We start from the raw sequence: 18084 nt of genomic DNA, 5'->3' as shown, positions 1-18084 counted from the left end.
AATATTTTTCAACGACTACAGCAGCGGTGCAATCACCAAGCTGACAATTGCCATCACATTAATAAGAATATTCATCGCCGGGCCAGAAGTATCTTTAAACGGGTCGCCAACCGTATCGCCAACTACCACAGCGGCGTGAACGGCTGAGCCCTTGCCGCCAAAGTTGCCCTTTTCGACATATTTTTTTGCGTTGTCCCAAGCGCCGCCGGCATTGGCCATCATCAACGCCATTAGCACACAGCAAATTAGCGCTCCACCTAGCATTCCGCCTAGAGTTTCTGGGCCCAAGCTAAAACCCACCACCACCGGTGCCGCCACCGCCAACACCCCGGGTGGCACCATGCGCTTAAGCGCCGCGCGCGTTGCGATATCAACGCAGCGGTCAGTGTCGGGCTTGGCGTTACCCTCAAGCAGACCCGGTATCTCTTTAAACTGGCGTCGAATCTCTTTGATCATGTCGAACGCTGCATCGCCAACCGCACGCATGGTCATAGCGCTGACCAAAAAGGGGAAAATCGCTCCCAAGAACATGCCCACCAGCACACGCGGATGACTAATCTCCAAGCTGAATCCAGGGTTGTGCGATGCGACGGTTTCAATATAGGCCGCAATAATTGCCAAGGCGGCTAGACCCGCGGCACCGATCGCAAAACCCTTACCGATCGCTGCTGTGGTGTTGCCAACTTCATCTAGGCCGTCGGTAATTTTGCGTGTTTCCTCGCCAAGGCCAGCCATTTCGGCTATACCACCGGCGTTGTCGGCGACTGGGCCGTAGGCATCAATCGCCATGGTGATACCGACCGTCGCGAGCATACCCACGGCACCAATACCGACACCGTAAACGCCAGCGCCTTCTGGCAAGAGTAGGCTGGAAATCAAAATCACCGCCGCGATTGAAAGTACCGGTATTACCACTGACTCCATACCGGTCGCCAACCCCGAAATCATCACTGTAGCGGGCCCGGTCTCGCCATCTTTTGCAATTTTTCTAACTGGCGCTCCACCGGTGTAATACTCCGTTATCAAACCAATAACAATCCCGGCAACGGCACCGGCAACAACACACAGCCAAACCGCCGTACGAATATCCAAGGCCGCAAGTAGAAAACGTGCCGCGATAATAAACAGAATGGTTGCGCTCACCGTGCCAATCCGCAGCGCAACTTCGGGCGACTTGGCCGACATCACCTTAACGATCATGATGCCAGCAACCGAACAGAGTAACCCCACCGACGCCAACGCTAAGGGAGCAAACATTAACTGAGCGCGCGCTGCCGCCAGCTGATCGACCAACACCACAGCCATGGTTGAGGCAATCGCAATGGTGGCGATCATGGCACCACAATAGGACTCGAATATATCGGAGCCCATACCGGCGACATCACCAACGTTATCGCCGACGTTGTCGGCAATAACCCCGGGGTTTCTCGGGTCGTCTTCGGGGATTCCGGCCTCGATTTTACCGACTAGATCAGCACCAACATCAGCACTTTTTGTGAAAATTCCACCACCAACACGGGAAAACAAGGCTACTGTCGAGGCGCCCATACCAAAACCATGAATGTGTTCCGCATGCTCTGCACCGAATAAAAGATACAGACTGCCTAAGCCAAGTAACCCCATTGAAGCAACGGTTAGGCCCATTACCGATCCGCCAAAAAATGCTACACCCAGGGCTTCGGAAGTGCCTCCGGTACTTGCCGCCACCGTAGTGCGAACATTGGCCTTGGTCGCGGCCCACATACCAATATAGCCAGCCACGGCAGAACACAAAGCGCCAGCCACGAATGCAAATGGAACCTGCCATGAACGGAAACCAAGGATAAGAAGAACAGTAACGACGACGACAAAGGCCGCAAGAACGGAGTACTCGCGTCGCATAAAGACCATCGCGCCACGCTGAATTTCAGCGGCGATTTCGGCCACGGCTCCCTCGCCTGCGGGAAAGCGCATCACCATAAGGTAAATAATTAAAGCTACAACAAGTCCAAGACCACCGATGATTGGCGGCAAAATAATGAAATCCATGAGACCCCCTGTTTGTTATCGATTATGTTCGGGCACGGCGGGGATACTGCTTGCCGTATACAGAATGTGCGACTGCAACTAAAGCGAGTCTAGTTCAGGTTGATCAAAGGGTAAACAATCAGGCCGACTCGATTGTGCCGCGAGGTGGTTGTGATACAATCGCGGCCCTTCAGAGACCGACTATTTAATAGCTTATCCGCTGCGGTTTTTAACCTTTCTCACCCTTCTCGACTCATCTAAATACAGGATTTACACATGAGCCTTCACCTAGTACCGACCGGTAAAAACGCTCCAGAAGAAGTTAACGTTATTATTGAAATCCCTATGGGCGGCGACCCCATTAAGTACGAAGTAGATAAAGATTCCGGCGCCCTATTTGTGGATCGCGTACTCGGTACTGCTATGCATTACCCCTGTAACTACGGCTACATCCCCCACACACTTTGTGGCGATGGCGACCCCGCTGACGTATTGGTCTACATGAACCGTCAATTGGTACCTGGTTCGGTGATTTCGTGTCGCCCTGTGGGTGTTTTAAAAATGTCTGACGAGTCTGGTGAAGATGCAAAAATTATCGCCGTACCGTCTGATAGCGTGACCAAGTTCTACCAGGACGTGAAGTCGATTGAAGACCTTTCGTCAATCAAGGTTAAGCGTATTGCTCACTTCTTTGAGCACTACAAAGATTTGGAAGAAGGTAAGTGGGTAAAAATTGAAGGCTGGGGCAATGCCGAAGAAGCTCGTGCCGAAATTAAGCAGTCAATTGAAAACTTCAACGCTCTAGCCGAAAAGCCACGCTTTTAGCTGCCACTAGCGTCTACTATCACTAGTATCCGCGAAGCAGTATCTGTGAACGAATAACCGCTACTAAAATGACGCGAGCGAGACCTAAGCTCACTCGCGTCATTACTCGCAACCTCAGCGGCCGCATCCATTGGTACACTACGTAAATAGTTCATCTCCCGCACAGAACACCTTACTGATATCATTCGCCAACCCTCTTATTCGCCCACTAAGTGAATAGCGCTCACATCCGGTGGTGGTGGCGGTGCAGCTTTCTTGGGCGCCAAACGCTCCCCCACTGGCCCCAAACTCAACCCTGAAATATCAACGTCTGCGCGCACATCTGGTGCACGCTCCTCGGGACGCAGCACATCGGTACCCACTTCAGCCAAATCATAGCCATCCAGATCGAGCGGCAGCGAAACAACTTGTTGGTACTCCTCTTCATCTAACAGATTGCCCTGTTGAGCCCGTACAGAGATCGCCGAGGTATCGACCACAACGGGTTCTTGCTGCATTTTTTCAGCAGGACTTAATAGGTCGCTACCCGCTGGTGCGAGACTGAACCCTGAGGCAATGGTTTCAGCGCTAGGCTTTACCTGAGACGGAACGGTGGGGGTAGTTGCTTGTGCCTCAGACGCCGGGCCAAATTGCGCCTTTCCCGCTGCACGCGGCGGCACGGCCCCGCAGGGCTTTAGATCTACTCGTGCGCCCGCCTTTTTAATAGCTACTCGATAACGGCTTGCCGCTTCAAAATTCAAGCCCTTTTTCAATACCGTTGCCGACCCAGAAAAAAGCTTTTCAACCTTAGCCGCGTCTATTTTGAACAGCTGCCCAATATTGCGTTTGGCAAGGTCGAGTTCCACCCCCTTTACCAACTCGCCCTTGAATACAAGGTCGTAGGTTTCTGTTTCAGCATCTGCGTTGGTAGTCATATTTTTAGCCATTATTAAATTTTAGGTTGCTCAATAGCCCGTTAACGCCAAGCCGACGCGGAATTAGACTCCGTTGATCTCGGTGCGATGACCGCTAATCGGAATTGCCGGTAACCGGCGCAAATAATGCTTTATAAAGCGCGTGGCTAGTCGAGGCAGAATACATAATCGTTCACGTTCAGCGGTCATTATCTTACCTTTCGACATAAGCTGTAAAAGCGCCAACTGAACAAAATATTACAGTGAAAAACTATTATTAACTGGCAATTCGATCACCAATTGACCACAATTGCCATTAGATCAGCCGTGTATGGCCTCTATTTGGCATCTGCAATTTAGTTTGTGATTTAGAGATACTACCCAGCCCCGCCTAATAACCTTTACATGATAGGCATTACGTCAGTTACAAGATCACGCTGTTAGCTAAAATTATAGCAACTTGTATACAGATAGCTGGGTTCTTAGATACTAGGTCAGTAGATGCGGCAGGTAACGTGTCGCAAACTGAGCCATGGCTGATACCAACAGCAGCGATTTGTCTGCGACAACGGAAGTCCGCAAAAGGAAGATAGTACTGTTATGCAAACCTCAAAGAATCCAGCTGATCAACGCCGAGAGGCTAGCAATGTGGTAGATGCCGCCGCAGCCGATGCAGCAATAAAACAGATCGCCGCACAAATCAATAACGACAAAGTCGTTATGCTCGGATCGCAACGGGTAAATGTATTAGCTGTGTTGCAGAAGGTTAATGAAGATATCTCATTCTTAAACGCCCGCATCAATACCATCGAAAAAATGAAAACGCCGAATTCCGTTATGCTCTCTACCTATCGCGAAATGCTACTCAGCCGCGAATCGGTGCGCGATTGGTTGAGCTTGCAATAGACCTCCCGCCCCCCACATCCCCTATTAGTAACCCGCCGTTAGCTGGCTAGCGACGGGCCCTGTAAGCTGCTTTCAAGCGCCTTAGACAAGTCGTTCATGGTTCTAAATACATCCGTTTTATCGCCTACTCGCTCTTCCACGCTCAACTGCATTACTTTCATTCCAGCCGCCTCAGCCGCTGCCACACCCGACGTTGAATCTTCTATAACCGTACAAAACTGCACGGGTACACCGATAGCTTCTGCTGCATATAGAAATAGGTCTGGAGCTGGCTTGCCGTGCTCAACATCTTCAACGCTAAAGCGCCGCTCGGCACTAAACCATTCATCCAATCCCGTTAGCGCGAGCGAACGATTAATTTTGCTATGCCGGCCGTTTGATGCCACACAGTAACTAATATTGCGTTGACGCAATTGTTTTATCAGCTCGACCACACCTTCAACAGGCTTTAGGTTTGCATCAAATGCCTTGCTGGTTGCGACCATCAACTGCCGGTCAAACTCTTGACGATCAAAATCAGATGGCAATTGCTGCTGATATTCACCTTCAATCCAGCGGTAGCAATAGGGAAGGGTGTGGCCATGGAACTGGGCAAAACACTGCTCCGGTGTCATTTCTATACCCAAGGAGCGAAGTTCTTCAGAAAACACTTGCGCAGCCAAGGTTTCGCTATCGACAAGCACACCATCACAATCAAAGATAATCAGCATTTATACCTACTTGGTTGAACGTCATCTTGGCAAGACCGCGTGTTGATCAATACCTTCGTTAACAAAACGGTTTACTTTCGAGCGACTTGCGCTTAGCAAAGTCATGGTGCGAACCTAAACCCATGATTCGCTGGAGTTACCGCAGGGTAGACACATGAAGCGCGTCACGATCATGTCAAGGTGGGCAAGTATCTGTGGTTTCAAGGCTATATCGGTTGACTGCACTAGTTCAAATAGCTGTTGTTGCTCAAAGCTATTGCTATATTGCTCGGCTAATGGCGCATAGCTGAGGTGCCAAGGCTCAGGAGCAACACCACCCGTATCTTTTGCATAAGGCCGATAAAAGTCTGTGCTGGGCAAGTAGCCATCTAGCCAGCGATGCATTTTTGTAAAGGGGCCATCGCCCTCACTTTCGCTGGGCTCAAGCAACAACCGATAATCGCCTGCCACCGCCGCGGCATCATAGATATCAATTTCGCACCCCCAGTGATGGCGCGATCCGCCAGGCAGGGCCGACCATCGCAAGATCGCCATCATCACCTGCTCCGGCAATAGGCACGTCGGGTCGAGCAAGCAACCGGCGCTATCCAACAGGGGGCGAGCACCTGTAGCTTTTGCATTCCAGATATTCAATTGGCGGTCGAAACTTCTGAAACCACTGGCGACACGCAGATCAAATCCAACCGCTGAGGCCGCGGCCTTTAGCGCCAATAAGGGGGCAACGAGTTGCTTATGAACGGGTTGCTCTAAACTCTCAAAATCAATATGTTCAGAACTACGCCCAACAAACTGTTGAAACTCGTCATTTTTCACGCCAAACACTCCGAAAATACCGGCCATCTATCGGTCCACGCATTGCGCCGCAGCCATAAGTCTGTATTATTGTTCGCTGCTGGCATTAACCCTAGCTCTTCATTAAGTTATGGTTGGTTGATGGAATATAAACCGCCGAAGACGTTAGATTAATAACAATGAGTGCGGCAGTTTTCAATCTAGCCTTTGCAACGCAAGGGTACAATAACACGCTCATCGCCAACAATTGTTTACCGCCAGCGAACAAAAAAACCAATAAAAACAAATAATAAAGATCTTGGGAGATCAATTGAAATGACTTCCACCAACGGCGAACTTCTAGAGTTAAAAAATTTGGGTATGGCTTCGGTCAACATCCTTCATGCCATAGGTATTAATTCATACGACGAGCTGTCTGAGATGGGCGCGGTAGAAGCCTACCGTCGCATCAAAGCGCGCGGTATCCACGTATCCAAGGTTATGCTTTACGCCTTGCAAGGTGCGCTTATGGACGTCCACTGGAATGACTTGTCTCCTGACCTTAAAGCGCAACTAGTCGAAGAAGCCGAATCGGCAGCTCCGGCGGAAAGTACTGGGGTTTGACCGCGGTGGTGAAGAGTTCCACATCACGCCTTACTTAAGCCAACGCAGACAATACCCCGCGAGCATTCTAGCCAGTGGCAACAAAGCTTTTTGATTCAAATATTCTTGCTGAGGGCGAAGCCATTGGTTTTACCCTGCCCAACAGCAATACTTCAGTAACGCGAGACATCACCAGCGCCTTTGCAATCAAAAAAGACGGTGAAATCTACGCCTACCTGAACGCCTGTCCCCATATCGGGGTAGAGCTAAACTGGCAGGAAAATCAATTTCTAGACAGCGAAGGCGAGCTGATTCAATGCTCAACCCATGGCGCACTGTTTTTAATCGATAGCGGGGAATGTATTTCTGGACCCTGCACAGGCAAGTGTTTACAGCCCATCAAACTAAATATCAAACCCGACGGCGTTTATCTTTCAGACTAAACGTCGCCGCTATAATTTCACCGGTAAAGCTGCGCTCAAACGACTATTGAATTGATTAAGTTCAGCGCGAAATGCATAAACCTCCACCCCGTCAGCGGCAGCCTCGCGCAGCAAGATTCCGTAATGCGGATCGAGTTCATCGGCCGGTGCAACGCTATCAATCCCCTGATGCTGCACACAAAATACCAATACCGCGCGAAAACCCTGAGCACGCATCGCCATCAGCTCACGTAAATGTTTTTGCCCGCGAGCACTAACCGAGTCGGGGAATAGCCCCTGCCGCTCCGCCACAGCCAGCGTTACGCTCTTCACCTCAACATAACAATCTGGGCGACTTGGGCTGCGTAACAGAAAATCGATTCGACTATTTTCTTCTCCATAGCGCTGTTCCGGCAGGCACTCGCTGTATCCAGACAAGGCCGAAATCACACCGTTTTCTATTGCTTCAGCAACCAAGTGATTGGCGCGTGCGGTATTCACTCCAGCCAAATGGCCACACTCAGCGGTGATCAACTCAAGACCATAGCGATACTTGCGCTTTGGGTTGTTTGAATCCAGCAGGAAACATGACGAACCCTCGACAACACAATTCTTCATGCTGCCAGTATTTGGGCAATGCACGGTAAGCTCACGGCCGTCCGGCAGACGTACATCGGCTAGAAACCGTTTGTAGCGACGCAGCAAGGTAGCGGGAATAAGAGGTGGGTCGAACAGCATGGTTTCGGTTCACTATAGATAGAGACGGGGTCGCCAAACTTGGCATTTAAATTTTTGCTTTGTCGTACAGGCTATATGCGAGAGCCAAAAAAGCTAGCAAGCCGAAAGCGAATCTGGTAGTTTTCTCCGCTTGATTGAGTTGGGTGGCGCAGATCCTAAACAGATCCGGCTCGGATCTTAGGGTATCTCGAGCTTTTAAGGCAAACCGATAAGCTCCGATCTGCACTTGAAAACACTCCAACTGGCCCCCATTTAGACCTGCGATTGTTAGCAATGAGGCGAAAATAACAAGATGCCCGAGTCACAAACCACAACCAAGTTCGCTTTCCGGGATATTCCTGCCTATCAGGAAAAGAAAGGCGAAGAGTACATGAACCACGACCAAAAGGAACACTTTCGCAAGTTGTTGCTGGCGTGGAAACGCGAATTGATGGAAGAAGTAGACCGCACCGTAAGTCACATGAAAGACGAAGCGGCCAACTTCCCCGACCCAGCAGACCGAGCGAGCCAGGAAGAGGAGTTCAGCTTAGAACTTCGCACCCGCGATCGCGAACGCAAGCTGATCAAAAAAATCGATAGCACCTTAGAGCTACTGGAAAGCGACGATTACGGTTACTGCGATGCCTGCGGCGTTGACATTGGCGTGCGTCGCTTAGAAGCTCGACCCACCGCCACCCTCTGCGTTGACTGCAAAACCCTTGCAGAAATCAAAGAAAGACAAACCTCTATCTAGACTGTAGGCGGCCCCTATGGCCGCCGGCTTCCAGCCATGGTTTATATCGGCCGCTTCGCTCCCTCGCCCTCTGGCCCGCTGCATCTAGGCTCGCTGCTCTGCGCCGTAACCAGTTATCTGGACGCACGCGCACATCAAGGGCGTTGGCTAGTTCGAATCGAAGACATTGACCCACCCCGCGAACAACCCGGTGCCGACCGCCAGATACTCGAAGCATTGGTTTCCCACGGTTTAATCTGGGATGCTGAACCGCTCTATCAAAGCCAGCGCACTAGCGCCTACCAGCAGGCCCTGAAACAGCTCACCGCCAAGGCACTCGCCTATCGATGCAACTGTACTCGCGCTCGAATTAAAGCACTAGGCGGGCGCTACGATGGCCACTGCCGCCAACATGCCCCCGCTGATACGCCCTGCGCGATTAGGCTCGCACTGAGCGATGCTCTGATCGCACACCCAGACAACGGCTTCAACGACCTACTGCTTGGCCCACAAGGCGGCCAACTAGAGCGCTGTGACGACTTTATCATCCACCGCAAAGACGGGCTGTTTGCCTACCAGCTCGCCGTTGTTGTCGACGACGCCTACCAAAATGTCAGTCACGTAATTCGCGGTGCAGACCTACTTTGTATGACCAGCGCGCAACAACTACTGCACAAGCTGTTCGGCGCGCAGCCGCCCGAATATGGTCACCACCCGCTTATTACCGACAGTGATGGCAACAAGCTCAGTAAACAGAACCATGCGCGCGCGATTGACCACTCCACACCCACGGCCAATTTACTAAAGGTCTTTACCGCATTAGGTCTACCCTGCGATGCAGACTTTATTCGCGAATACCGCGACAAAACACCCGCGCAGTTATTGCAATGGGCGACGAACAATTGGTCTCGCAGCAGGGTTAATTCAACCCATTCCACGCTAGCTAGCCTTGATAATTGACCCGCCGGCACGGCAGGCTAGGCGAATCAACACGGCCTTAATCCAACAAATGTAATACACTGCACACTGCTAATCGATTTACCGACAAGGCGATATGCGGACGCCCAGTCCTGTTGCGCTCAACCTGCGCTCGACAAATGGGGAGCAAGTCGCAAGCTAACCACAACAAGCCAAAGATGTTTGAATAAATGAAACGACAACGCCCACTTTTACTACTGATCCTGGTGGTTTATATCTTTTCGCCAACGCTGCTGAGCTGGGTAACACAGCCCGGATCGGCGTGGTATCGCCCCTTTATTATTTGGGCGCTGGTTATCGTTATAGCCTTCGTGCTGCAACAAGACCGTAAAAGCAGGAGCGGGTTACCACCCCATTAATTCGGCTTAGTCCCACCGGCTTCCCGAAACAACTTACTTTATCGTCTCGCCAATCAACCATGCTCACTATCGGATATCCGCACCATGACATTTAGCTTTCTGCATGTTGCTTTAATTTGCTTCACTTACCTCGGTGTCTTATTCGCAGTGGCCTACTCCACTGAAAAGGGCTTGATTAGCGATAAAATTGTTAGCCACCCGGTAACCTATATCTTCTCCCTCGGTATTTTTGCCAGCGCTTGGGCCTACTACGGCGTTGTCGATCTCGCCAGTACATTTGGCTACGGTGCGCTCGCCTATTACTTAGGAACAGGCGCATTATTTTTGTTTGCGCCGGTGGCCTTAAAGCCGTTAATGGAACTTGCTCGCCGCTTCCAAATAAATTCCACCGCCGACCTACTCACCTTTCGCTACCACAGTCATGCCGTTGGCGGAATTGCGACTTTTTGTATGCTGATCGCTATGGCGCCGTTAATCGCCCTACAAATTCAGGCGGTTGCCGATACCATCCACATTCTCACCCGCAATAATGGCAGCGGTACGCCAATGCCCAGTGGCGCTTTCGACACTCGCCAGATTTTGGCCCTTGTGTATTGTGTAGTCATTGCCTGTTTCGCCATGGTGTTCGGTTCAAAACGCGAGTACCACAAGGGTCTATTAACCTCGATGGCATTCGAGTCATTGATTAAGATCATCGGCTTGACGGCCGTTGGTTTCTTTGCGGTGTTCGAAGTGTTTGATGGCCCACTCGGGCTCGATCAATGGCTGACTGAGCACCCCCAATATTTGCAAAACCTTCACTCCCCCGCTGCCGGTAACTCGTCCCATACTTTGTTACTGGTCTTTATTGCCACAGCGATTTCGATGCCGCATATCTTCCACATTACCGTGGTAGAAAATCCGGTTAAAAATGTTACCGGCACGCTTAGCTGGGCCTTCCCATTATTTTTATTAATGATGGCGCTACCGGTGTTCCCGATTCTCTGGGCCGGAATAAAAAGCGGTGGGTTTTTCCCTACAGAATATTTCACCCTGTCGGTGCCGATTGCGGCCGGCAGCGTGACCTTTACGATTATTTCTTTTGTCGCTGGGCTTTCAGCCGCCACGGGGGCAACGGTTGCCATCTCTCTAGCGCTCACCACGATGATGCTGAACCACTGGATCTTGCCCGCAGCACCGCTTAAAACACACCGCGAAATCTACGGCCAATTAGTTTGGATGCGACGCGCACTAATCGCCGTTGTTATTATTAGCGGCTACGGGTTTTACCTTGCACTGGCGAATCGCTTCAGCCTAACGGATCTCGCACTCACCTCATTTATTGCCACCTTGCAATTTTTGCCCGGTATTATCGCGGTCGCTTTTTGGTCGCGCGGCAATCGCAACGGTATGGTCGCAGGCCTATCTACCGGCATGATAATTTGGCTAGCGGCACTATTAATTCCGATGTTAATGGGTGCAATCTCCATTCAGCTTCCGCTCTACGGATTCGTCTTGCACCTCGGCGTTGAATACTGGGAACCCATCACCCTTTGGTCCTTGGGAATCAACACCCTAGTATTCGTTATCGTCTCGCTGACAACCCGCCAATCGGACGATGAGAAATACAGTGCGGAACTCTGCGCCGAGGATGAACTTAGCCACCCCGTGCGTATGACCCTAGATATTCGCTCGCCGGAAGAGATCGTTGGCCGCTTGATTGCGCGCATCGGCGAGTACACGGCTCGTGCCGAGGTAAATCGCGCGATGGAACAGCTCGGTTTAAACGCTGGTGAAAGCCGGCCTTATGCGCTGCGGCGATTGCGCGATGAAGTGGAAGCCAACTTATCCGGCCTAATCGGGATTACCATGGCAACCGAGATTATGGATAAGCAAATCCCCTACCGCGTTCCTGATGTCGATGGCGTGGCCGACATCAACCTAATGGAAAGCCGTATCAATGACTACCGCGACCACCTCACAGGGCTTGCCGCCGAGCTAAACAATCTGCGCCTCTATCACCGTCGCACCCTGGAAGAACTGCCGATGGCGGTGTGCTCGGTAGGTAAGGATATGGAGGTGTTAATGTGGAACAACGCCATGGAACAGCTAACCGGAATTACCAGCGAGTCGGTTACCGGCTCACACCTATCGGCCATTCTTGAACCCTGGGGCGAACTACTGCATCGCTTTGCCACGTCATCACAACCGCATTTCTATAAAGAAGAGGTCGAACTTGCCGGACGAATTCACTGGATCACCCTGCACCAAGCGTTAATCCCTTCGTCAGTGGCCTACAAAGCCGATGGTCAGGTCTTACTGCTGGAAGACGTCACCGAACTCGAGCTACTTGAAAAAGAGTTAATGCACAGCGAACGACTTGCCTCTGTCGGTCGCTTGGCGGCTGGGGTCGCCCATGAAATTGGCAACCCCGTTACCGGTATCGCTTGCCTCGCGCAGAATATGAAATATGAAACAGACGACCCCGAGATACTAGAATCGGTGGTGCAGATTCTCTCGCAAACGGATCGCGTAAGCCGTATCGTTCACTCCTTAGTCAGCTTCTCCCACACCGGCCAGCAGGATGAGAGTGATTTCCGCCCCACAGTGCTTCACGAATGCGCGCAAGAAGCCATTAACCTCGTGCGCCTACAAAAAGAACGCGGTTACGTCTTTTTTCACAATCTTGTAGAACCTGAAATCAAGGTTACTGGTGACAGCCAGCGGTTAATTCAGGTGTTCGTCAACCTCCTAACCAACGCCCGCGATGCGAGCCCAGAAGAAACCAATATCACCATTGCTAGTGAACCCAGCCAAGGTGGCTATGCCATCATCACGGTCACCGACGAAGGGTCGGGTATTCCCGACCATATTCACGACCAAATCTTCGAACCGTTCTTTACCACTAAAGAGCCGGGAGAAGGTACAGGGCTTGGATTGTCGATGGTTTACAGCATTGTTGAAGAACACAAAGGGCAACTCGAAATTGTCAGCCCCGCTGACAAGGTGTTACAAAAAGGCACAAAATTTGTGATTAAGCTACCCGTTACCCTTGAAAATGGCGCCAATAGGGGTAACACTAGGGAACTAGATTAACTTTGAGCTGCACGTTATCGACCCAGCTCTAGGTCGGATCAAGGTTACAAAAGGCACAGGACGCGCCAAGATACTGGTTGGATTAACCCATACACAATGTGCGTTGCGTAGGTACTTTGAGTAATAGGTACTTTAAGTAATTGGTACTTTAAGTAAGTAGATTACGCATCTACATCAAACAGGTTGAGGCGTTTCGCCCGAGTGATTATAGCGCCAGCTTGGGGCTACCCACTCTCCTATGCAAAGATGGTTAATATGAGCAAAGTTCTCATCGTCGAAGACGAAGACATCATTCGTACCGCACTACGCAAGCTGTTAACACGCAACAAATTCGATGTTAAAGAAGCGGGCTCCGTTAGCGAGGCCACCAGCAAACACAAACTAGATACTTTCGAACTCATTATCAGTGACCTGCGCTTGCCAGGCGCGCCGGGCACGGACCTGATCCAGCTAGCTGGTGACGTACCGGTATTAATAATGACCAGCTACGCGAGTTTGCGCTCAGCGGTAGATTCCATGCGCATGGGTGCCGTCGACTATATTGCCAAGCCCTTCGATCACGATGAAATGCTCGCCGCGATCAAGCGCGTCATCGGCAAAGCGAATACCCGCAAAGCCACTAGCGCTAAGACCAAAATTGCAGACAATCACACAGCTGTGGACGGCATGATCGGCTCCAGCGACGTGATGAAAGAACTCTACGCCAAAATCCACAAGGTCGCCCCCACCAACGCCACAGTGCTGGTACAGGGCGAGACGGGAACCGGCAAAGAGTTGGTCGCCAATGCCATTCACCGTGAAAGCCCTCGTCGCAACAAGGCACTGATCTCGGTAAACTGCGCGGCCATTCCCGAAACACTCATTGAAGCCGAACTATTTGGCCACGAAAAGGGCGCCTTTACCGGCGCCGCCTCGACGCGTGAAGGTTTAGTTTCTGCTGCCGATGGTGGCACCTTATTTTTAGATGAGATTGGCGAGCTGCCACTAGAAGCACAGGCGCGTTTACTGCGCGTACTACAGGAAGGCGAAGTTAGACCGATTGGCTCCGTGGAATCGCGTAAAGTCGACGTTCGACTTGTTGCTGCGACCCACCGCGACCTTGGCCGCCTGTCGCGCGAGGGTAAATTCCGCGAGGATTTATACTTCCGTATTAACGTTGTCCAACTGAAGCTACCGCCATTGCGCGATCGCGGCAAAGACATCTTGGCGCTCGCCGAAACATTCGTGAAACGCTTCTGCGCAGAGATGCTAAAACCGCCACTAAACCTAACCCCAGAAGCGATCCAAGCTATTACGACTTACACCTGGCCTGGCAATATTCGCGAACTGGAGAACGCCATTCAACGCGCCGTAATTCTTTGCGATAACGAGACCGAAATTGATCACAACCAGCTGGCGATCGATCTAGACCTAGTTAGAATTGACAACGACGACAGCCCTCTGGCGCCGGGAAATAACCGGCAAAAACACCCTAACGACTCCTCTAAAGCCGACCCCAACGAAGACCTGTCGCTAGAAGACTACTTCCAACGCTTTGTCCTGGAACATCAAGAAACCATGAGCGAAACGGAACTGGCCCGGAAACTAGGGGTAAGCCGCAAATGTTTGTGGGAGCGGCGTCAGCGTTTGGGTATTCCTCGCAAAAAACCAACACAATCGGCGACTGAATCCTAATCCTGCCTACCCTTGCGGCGGTCTGGTCTAAACTAAAAGGCAGGTGAGTTTAGGGCAGCACTGGGCAGGTGAGTATGGCGGGTTTTTCAGGGATCACAGGTAAGTCTATCGAGCGCAAAGGGAAGCACCGTTTTCTGGTTAATTGGCGCGCTCGATTATTTATGGCCGATAAAATTATTCGTCCCGCCATCGTTACGTCGGCTCACGCCAACGGCCTTACCATTCGATTTAACGAAGCCGTGCCCCTAGGTACAGAAATGAATCTAGAGTTCGCACTAAAGTTTATTGATCAAGCCGTTAAGATTCGCATCAAGGCAAAGGTTGACTACTGTTTGATTAAGTCGAATAGCAACGAAGTAGAAATTGATATTTCAACGACCAAAATAAGCCGTGCAGATCAGCACACCCTAAACAATATTTTGCAGGTGTTGGGCGAGTCTAACGAGTTTAATTTACGACTGTAATTATACGTGCTGTTGATCAGGGCTCTATTTGAGCCAAGTGACGACCAACCGCTAGCCATGCACCAAGCAAACCGATCAACGTACTTGCGCCAAGTAACAGCGACCCCTTCACCAAACCCAAGCCCTGCAAACTGAAATCACTCTGATAAAGCATGGCGAGATTACTCACAGTCGAGTGCAACGAAAGGTATCCGGCAGCGACAATTATGCAAGCCAGCACCCCCCCCATAAAACCGTACCAAGCTCCGGTGTACAAAAATGGGCGGCGTACATAACCGTCGGTACCACCAACAAGCTTCACCACCACGATTTCATCGCGGCGATTTTCGATCGCCAAACGTACGGTATTGCCAATCACTAACAACACCCCCAAGCCGAGCAAACCAGCAAGTGCCGCAACGATTTTTTTCCCCAGTACCATAAGTTCGCGCAGGCGTCGCACCCAGTCCATATCCAGCGACACCTCATCGACAATAGCCTCTTCCGCTAATTTTTGCCCCAACAGCTTTAACGCCTCCGGCTCAATCGCCGTGGCGCTCGGCGTAACAATTAGTGTGGCGGGCAAGGGGTTGCTATCGAGAGAGGCGATGACATCGCCAAACCCCGACATTTGTTGGAATTGTTGCAATGCTTTGTCGGCCGAGAGGTATTCGATAGTGCGCACCTCGGGTAAACGCTCCAAGCGTTGTACTAATTGGCTAATCGCTTCGTCGCTAGCGCGCAGGTGAAGGTATACCGATATTTTCGGGCTCGCATCCCAACTTTCACCCAGCTGTTGGATATTCCCTAGAGCAACCAATAATGTTGCCGGCAAGGCTAATGCGATGGCAACCACTAAAGCGGTCATTAGGGTTTGCATCGGAGTGCGTAGCAAGCGGCTCAAGCTGTCACTAAACGAGGCGCGGTGATGACCGCGATAGGCGCGAAAACGGTCGCGGAGACTCGTCTTAGTTTGCACAGCACCCTTGCTCGGCTGAACTTTAGTCGTCTGGGCCTTATTTGAGTTGTGTTTAGCGCTGTTATCGCCGCGGGCCATTAGGGCATCTCCGCGCTTTGCAGGACGCCATCGTGAATCAACTGACCATTGGCGAGCGTTAATACGCGACGACCGAGCCGCTGAATTAAATTTAAATCGTGACTGGCGATCATAATGGTCACCCCCACATCATTAAACTGGCGAAACAAATTCATAATTTCAGCGGAGAGTTTTGGATCGAGGTTACCGGTGGGCTCATCGGCCAGAAGCACCGGCGGCTTGTTGACAACGGCCCGTGCAATACCGACACGCTGCTGCTCTCCGCCAGAAAGGGTAATGGGGTTGGCCTTTTCTTTATCAAGCAAACCGACCTTATCAAGGGCGGCGCGAACCCGACGCCCAACTTCGCGATGTTGAAAGCCCGCAATTTGAAGTGGCAGGGCGATGTTTTCGAACACACTGCGATCGAACAGCAGTTGGTGATTCTGAAACACCACTCCAATCTGGCGACGATGGAAAGGAACTTGACCTGAGCGAAGACGATTTACATTGCGCCCAGCGATCACCACTTGGCCGGTAGTCGCTCGCTCCATCAACATAATCAGTTTCATCAAGGTACTTTTACCTGCGCCCGAATGCCCAGTGAGAAAAACAATTTCTCCCTGTTCAATATCAAACGAAAGATCGAGCAGCGCTTGCTGACCACTTTCGTAACGCTTACAGACATTGCTGAAGTTAATCACAGTTTCAATTCACGGCTTAGCAGATGGGTTTAAATGGCGGCCACGCAAGGCCAGTTTCACTTCGACAAAACGCCGTTTTTATTATGGGTTGAGCACCCGCGGTAAATCGCTATTCGCTAACGCTACCGAACAAGGCGTCGATAAAGTTATCGGCATCAAACGTCTGTAAATCGTCAATCCCCTCGCCCACACCGATAAAGCGCACCGGGATTTTATGTTTTTTACTCAAGGCAAAAATAATTCCGCCTTTCGCAGTGCCGTCGAGCTTAGTCAGCGCTATACCCGTAACCCCCGCCGCTTTCAAAAAGTGGTCGGCTTGGCTAACGGCGTTTTGCCCAGTACCAGCATCTAACACCAACAACACTTCGTGTGGCGCAGTCGCATCGAGTTTGCCCATAACCCGCTTAACCTTGGACAGCTCCTCCATCAGGTTGCTCTTATTGTGCAAACGACCTGCGGTATCGGCAATAACCACATCGATACCGCGCGACTGCGCCGACTGCACCGCATCAAAAATTACCGAAGCACTATCCGCACCGGTATGCTGCGCTACCACGGCGACCTTATTGCGTTCGCCCCAAACCTGTAATTGCTCAACCGCCGCAGCGCGAAAAGTATCGCCGGCCGCCAGCATAACGCTCTTGCCCTGCTGCTGAAAACGCTTGGCCAGCTTACCTATGGTGGTGGTTTTACCAACGCCGTTGACACCAACAACCAAAATGACGAAAGGCGCCGCACCGGTTTCAATATTGAGTGGCGCCTCGACTTCTTGCACTAGCGTTTTCAATGAAACTTTAAGTGCCGCATATAGCGCGTCGGAATCGGCCAGCTGCTTGCGCGCCACGCGTGCGGTGAGGTCGTCGATAATATCGGTAGTTGCATCAACACCCACATCAGCGGTGAGCAAAAGCGTTTCGATATCTTCTAACAGCTCGTCATCGATTGTTTTTTTGCCGAGCAACAGATCGGCAAGCCCCTGCGAAAACTGGCTGCTGGTACGAGCCAAACCACGCTTCATCCGCGCGAACAGGCTCATGCTCTGTTTTTCTTGGGTAAAGGTATCCACCTCGGTGTTAGCGCCGTCCCCCTGAGGGTCGACAGCCACATCGATGGTCGTTGAATTTGTGTCTACCGGAGTTTGATCCGCGACTTCTGGGTTGCTTTTTTTGCGCTTAAAAAACATGATGCTCCACCATTAACGCTAATGCCGCGTATCCTACCATTTCTG

17 protein-coding genes are annotated in these 18084 nt (G+C 51.3%); 9 read left to right on the top strand and 8 right to left on the bottom strand.

Annotated elements, in window-relative coordinates:
• Window positions 1-15: 15 nt before the first annotated feature.
• Entirely contained in the window at window positions 16-2028 is a 2013-nt protein-coding gene (locus tag IDZ20_RS00490; RefSeq protein WP_188149461.1) for a sodium-translocating pyrophosphatase, read from the bottom strand.
• Window positions 2029-2283: 255 nt separating this feature from the next.
• Between IDZ20_RS00490 and ppa the strand changes: the two genes are divergently transcribed.
• The gene (gene ppa, locus IDZ20_RS00485) at window positions 2284-2832 is read left to right on the top strand and encodes an inorganic diphosphatase (protein ID WP_188149460.1); all 549 of its coding nucleotides are present in this window, start codon (window positions 2284-2286) and stop codon (window positions 2830-2832) included.
• A gap of 197 nt (window positions 2833-3029) precedes the next feature.
• Here the strand turns inward: ppa and IDZ20_RS00480 are convergent, their stop codons facing one another.
• The gene (locus IDZ20_RS00480) at window positions 3030-3746 is read right to left on the bottom strand and encodes a hypothetical protein (protein ID WP_188149459.1); all 717 of its coding nucleotides are present in this window, start codon (window positions 3744-3746) and stop codon (window positions 3030-3032) included.
• A gap of 579 nt (window positions 3747-4325) precedes the next feature.
• Here IDZ20_RS00480 and IDZ20_RS00475 point away from each other — a divergent pair.
• Window positions 4326-4631 carry a hypothetical protein gene (locus IDZ20_RS00475; RefSeq protein WP_188149458.1) on the top strand — a complete coding sequence of 102 codons (306 nt, stop codon included), beginning with the start codon at window positions 4326-4328 and terminating at the stop codon, window positions 4629-4631.
• A gap of 38 nt (window positions 4632-4669) precedes the next feature.
• Here the strand turns inward: IDZ20_RS00475 and IDZ20_RS00470 are convergent, their stop codons facing one another.
• Complete coding sequence (locus IDZ20_RS00470; RefSeq protein ID WP_188149457.1) at window positions 4670-5341, bottom strand: HAD family hydrolase; 672 nt, start codon at window positions 5339-5341, stop codon at window positions 4670-4672.
• 114 nt (window positions 5342-5455) lie between these two features.
• A complete protein-coding gene (locus IDZ20_RS00465; RefSeq protein WP_188149456.1) occupies window positions 5456-6181 on the bottom strand; it encodes a M15 family metallopeptidase in 726 nt (241 codons plus the stop codon).
• A gap of 267 nt (window positions 6182-6448) precedes the next feature.
• On the opposite strand from IDZ20_RS00465, the gene IDZ20_RS00460 reads away from it, so the two are divergent.
• Together IDZ20_RS00460 and IDZ20_RS00455 are read left to right on the top strand one after the other, a co-directional pair.
• Window positions 6449-6736, top strand: a complete 288-nt coding sequence (locus tag IDZ20_RS00460) for a TfoX/Sxy family protein (RefSeq protein ID WP_188149455.1) — start codon at window positions 6449-6451, stop codon at window positions 6734-6736.
• A 74-nt stretch (window positions 6737-6810) separates the two neighbouring features.
• On the top strand, window positions 6811-7158 hold the full coding sequence (locus IDZ20_RS00455; protein ID WP_188149454.1) for a Rieske 2Fe-2S domain-containing protein: 348 nt from the start codon (window positions 6811-6813) through the stop codon (window positions 7156-7158).
• 9 nt (window positions 7159-7167) lie between these two features.
• Here IDZ20_RS00455 and sfsA read toward each other — a convergent pair whose 3' ends face one another.
• On the bottom strand, window positions 7168-7875 hold the full coding sequence (sfsA, locus tag IDZ20_RS00450) for a DNA/RNA nuclease SfsA (protein ID WP_188149453.1): 708 nt from the start codon (window positions 7873-7875) through the stop codon (window positions 7168-7170).
• A gap of 292 nt (window positions 7876-8167) precedes the next feature.
• Between sfsA and dksA the strand changes: the two genes are divergently transcribed.
• The 5 genes from dksA (at window position 8168) to IDZ20_RS00425 (ending at window position 15137) form a co-directional block, all read left to right on the top strand.
• Window positions 8168-8608: an RNA polymerase-binding protein DksA gene (gene dksA, locus IDZ20_RS00445; RefSeq protein WP_188149452.1), complete on the top strand. Its 441-nt coding sequence runs from the start codon at window positions 8168-8170 to the stop codon at window positions 8606-8608.
• 36 nt (window positions 8609-8644) lie between these two features.
• On the top strand, window positions 8645-9547 hold the full coding sequence (gene gluQRS, locus IDZ20_RS00440) for a tRNA glutamyl-Q(34) synthetase GluQRS (RefSeq protein WP_188149451.1): 903 nt from the start codon (window positions 8645-8647) through the stop codon (window positions 9545-9547).
• Window positions 9548-10008: 461 nt separating this feature from the next.
• The gene (locus IDZ20_RS00435) at window positions 10009-12999 is read left to right on the top strand and encodes an ATP-binding protein (RefSeq protein ID WP_188149450.1); all 2991 of its coding nucleotides are present in this window, start codon (window positions 10009-10011) and stop codon (window positions 12997-12999) included.
• A gap of 255 nt (window positions 13000-13254) precedes the next feature.
• A complete protein-coding gene (locus tag IDZ20_RS00430) occupies window positions 13255-14673 on the top strand; it encodes a sigma-54-dependent transcriptional regulator (protein ID WP_188149449.1) in 1419 nt (472 codons plus the stop codon).
• 74 nt (window positions 14674-14747) lie between these two features.
• Complete coding sequence (locus IDZ20_RS00425; RefSeq protein WP_188149448.1) at window positions 14748-15137, top strand: hypothetical protein; 390 nt, start codon at window positions 14748-14750, stop codon at window positions 15135-15137.
• Between the two features lie 16 nt (window positions 15138-15153).
• On the opposite strand, the gene ftsX is transcribed toward IDZ20_RS00425, so the two are convergent.
• The 3 genes from ftsX to ftsY all read right to left on the bottom strand — a co-directional run bounded on the left by ftsX (window position 15154) and on the right by ftsY (window position 18039).
• Window positions 15154-16173: a permease-like cell division protein FtsX gene (gene ftsX / locus IDZ20_RS00420; RefSeq protein WP_188149447.1), complete on the bottom strand. Its 1020-nt coding sequence runs from the start codon at window positions 16171-16173 to the stop codon at window positions 15154-15156.
• Window positions 16173-16856 carry a cell division ATP-binding protein FtsE gene (ftsE, locus tag IDZ20_RS00415; RefSeq protein ID WP_188149446.1) on the bottom strand — a complete coding sequence of 228 codons (684 nt, stop codon included), beginning with the start codon at window positions 16854-16856 and terminating at the stop codon, window positions 16173-16175. Before ftsE ends, ftsX begins: the two co-directional genes overlap by 1 nt.
• A gap of 109 nt (window positions 16857-16965) precedes the next feature.
• A complete protein-coding gene (ftsY, locus tag IDZ20_RS00410; protein ID WP_188149445.1) occupies window positions 16966-18039 on the bottom strand; it encodes a signal recognition particle-docking protein FtsY in 1074 nt (357 codons plus the stop codon).
• Window positions 18040-18084 lie beyond the last annotated feature (45 nt).

This window comes from Teredinibacter waterburyi (assembly GCF_001922985.1).
GTDB classification, from domain to species: Bacteria; Pseudomonadota; Gammaproteobacteria; order Pseudomonadales; family Cellvibrionaceae; genus Teredinibacter; species Teredinibacter waterburyi.
This window is presented reverse-complemented; position numbering and strand designations above follow the sequence as displayed.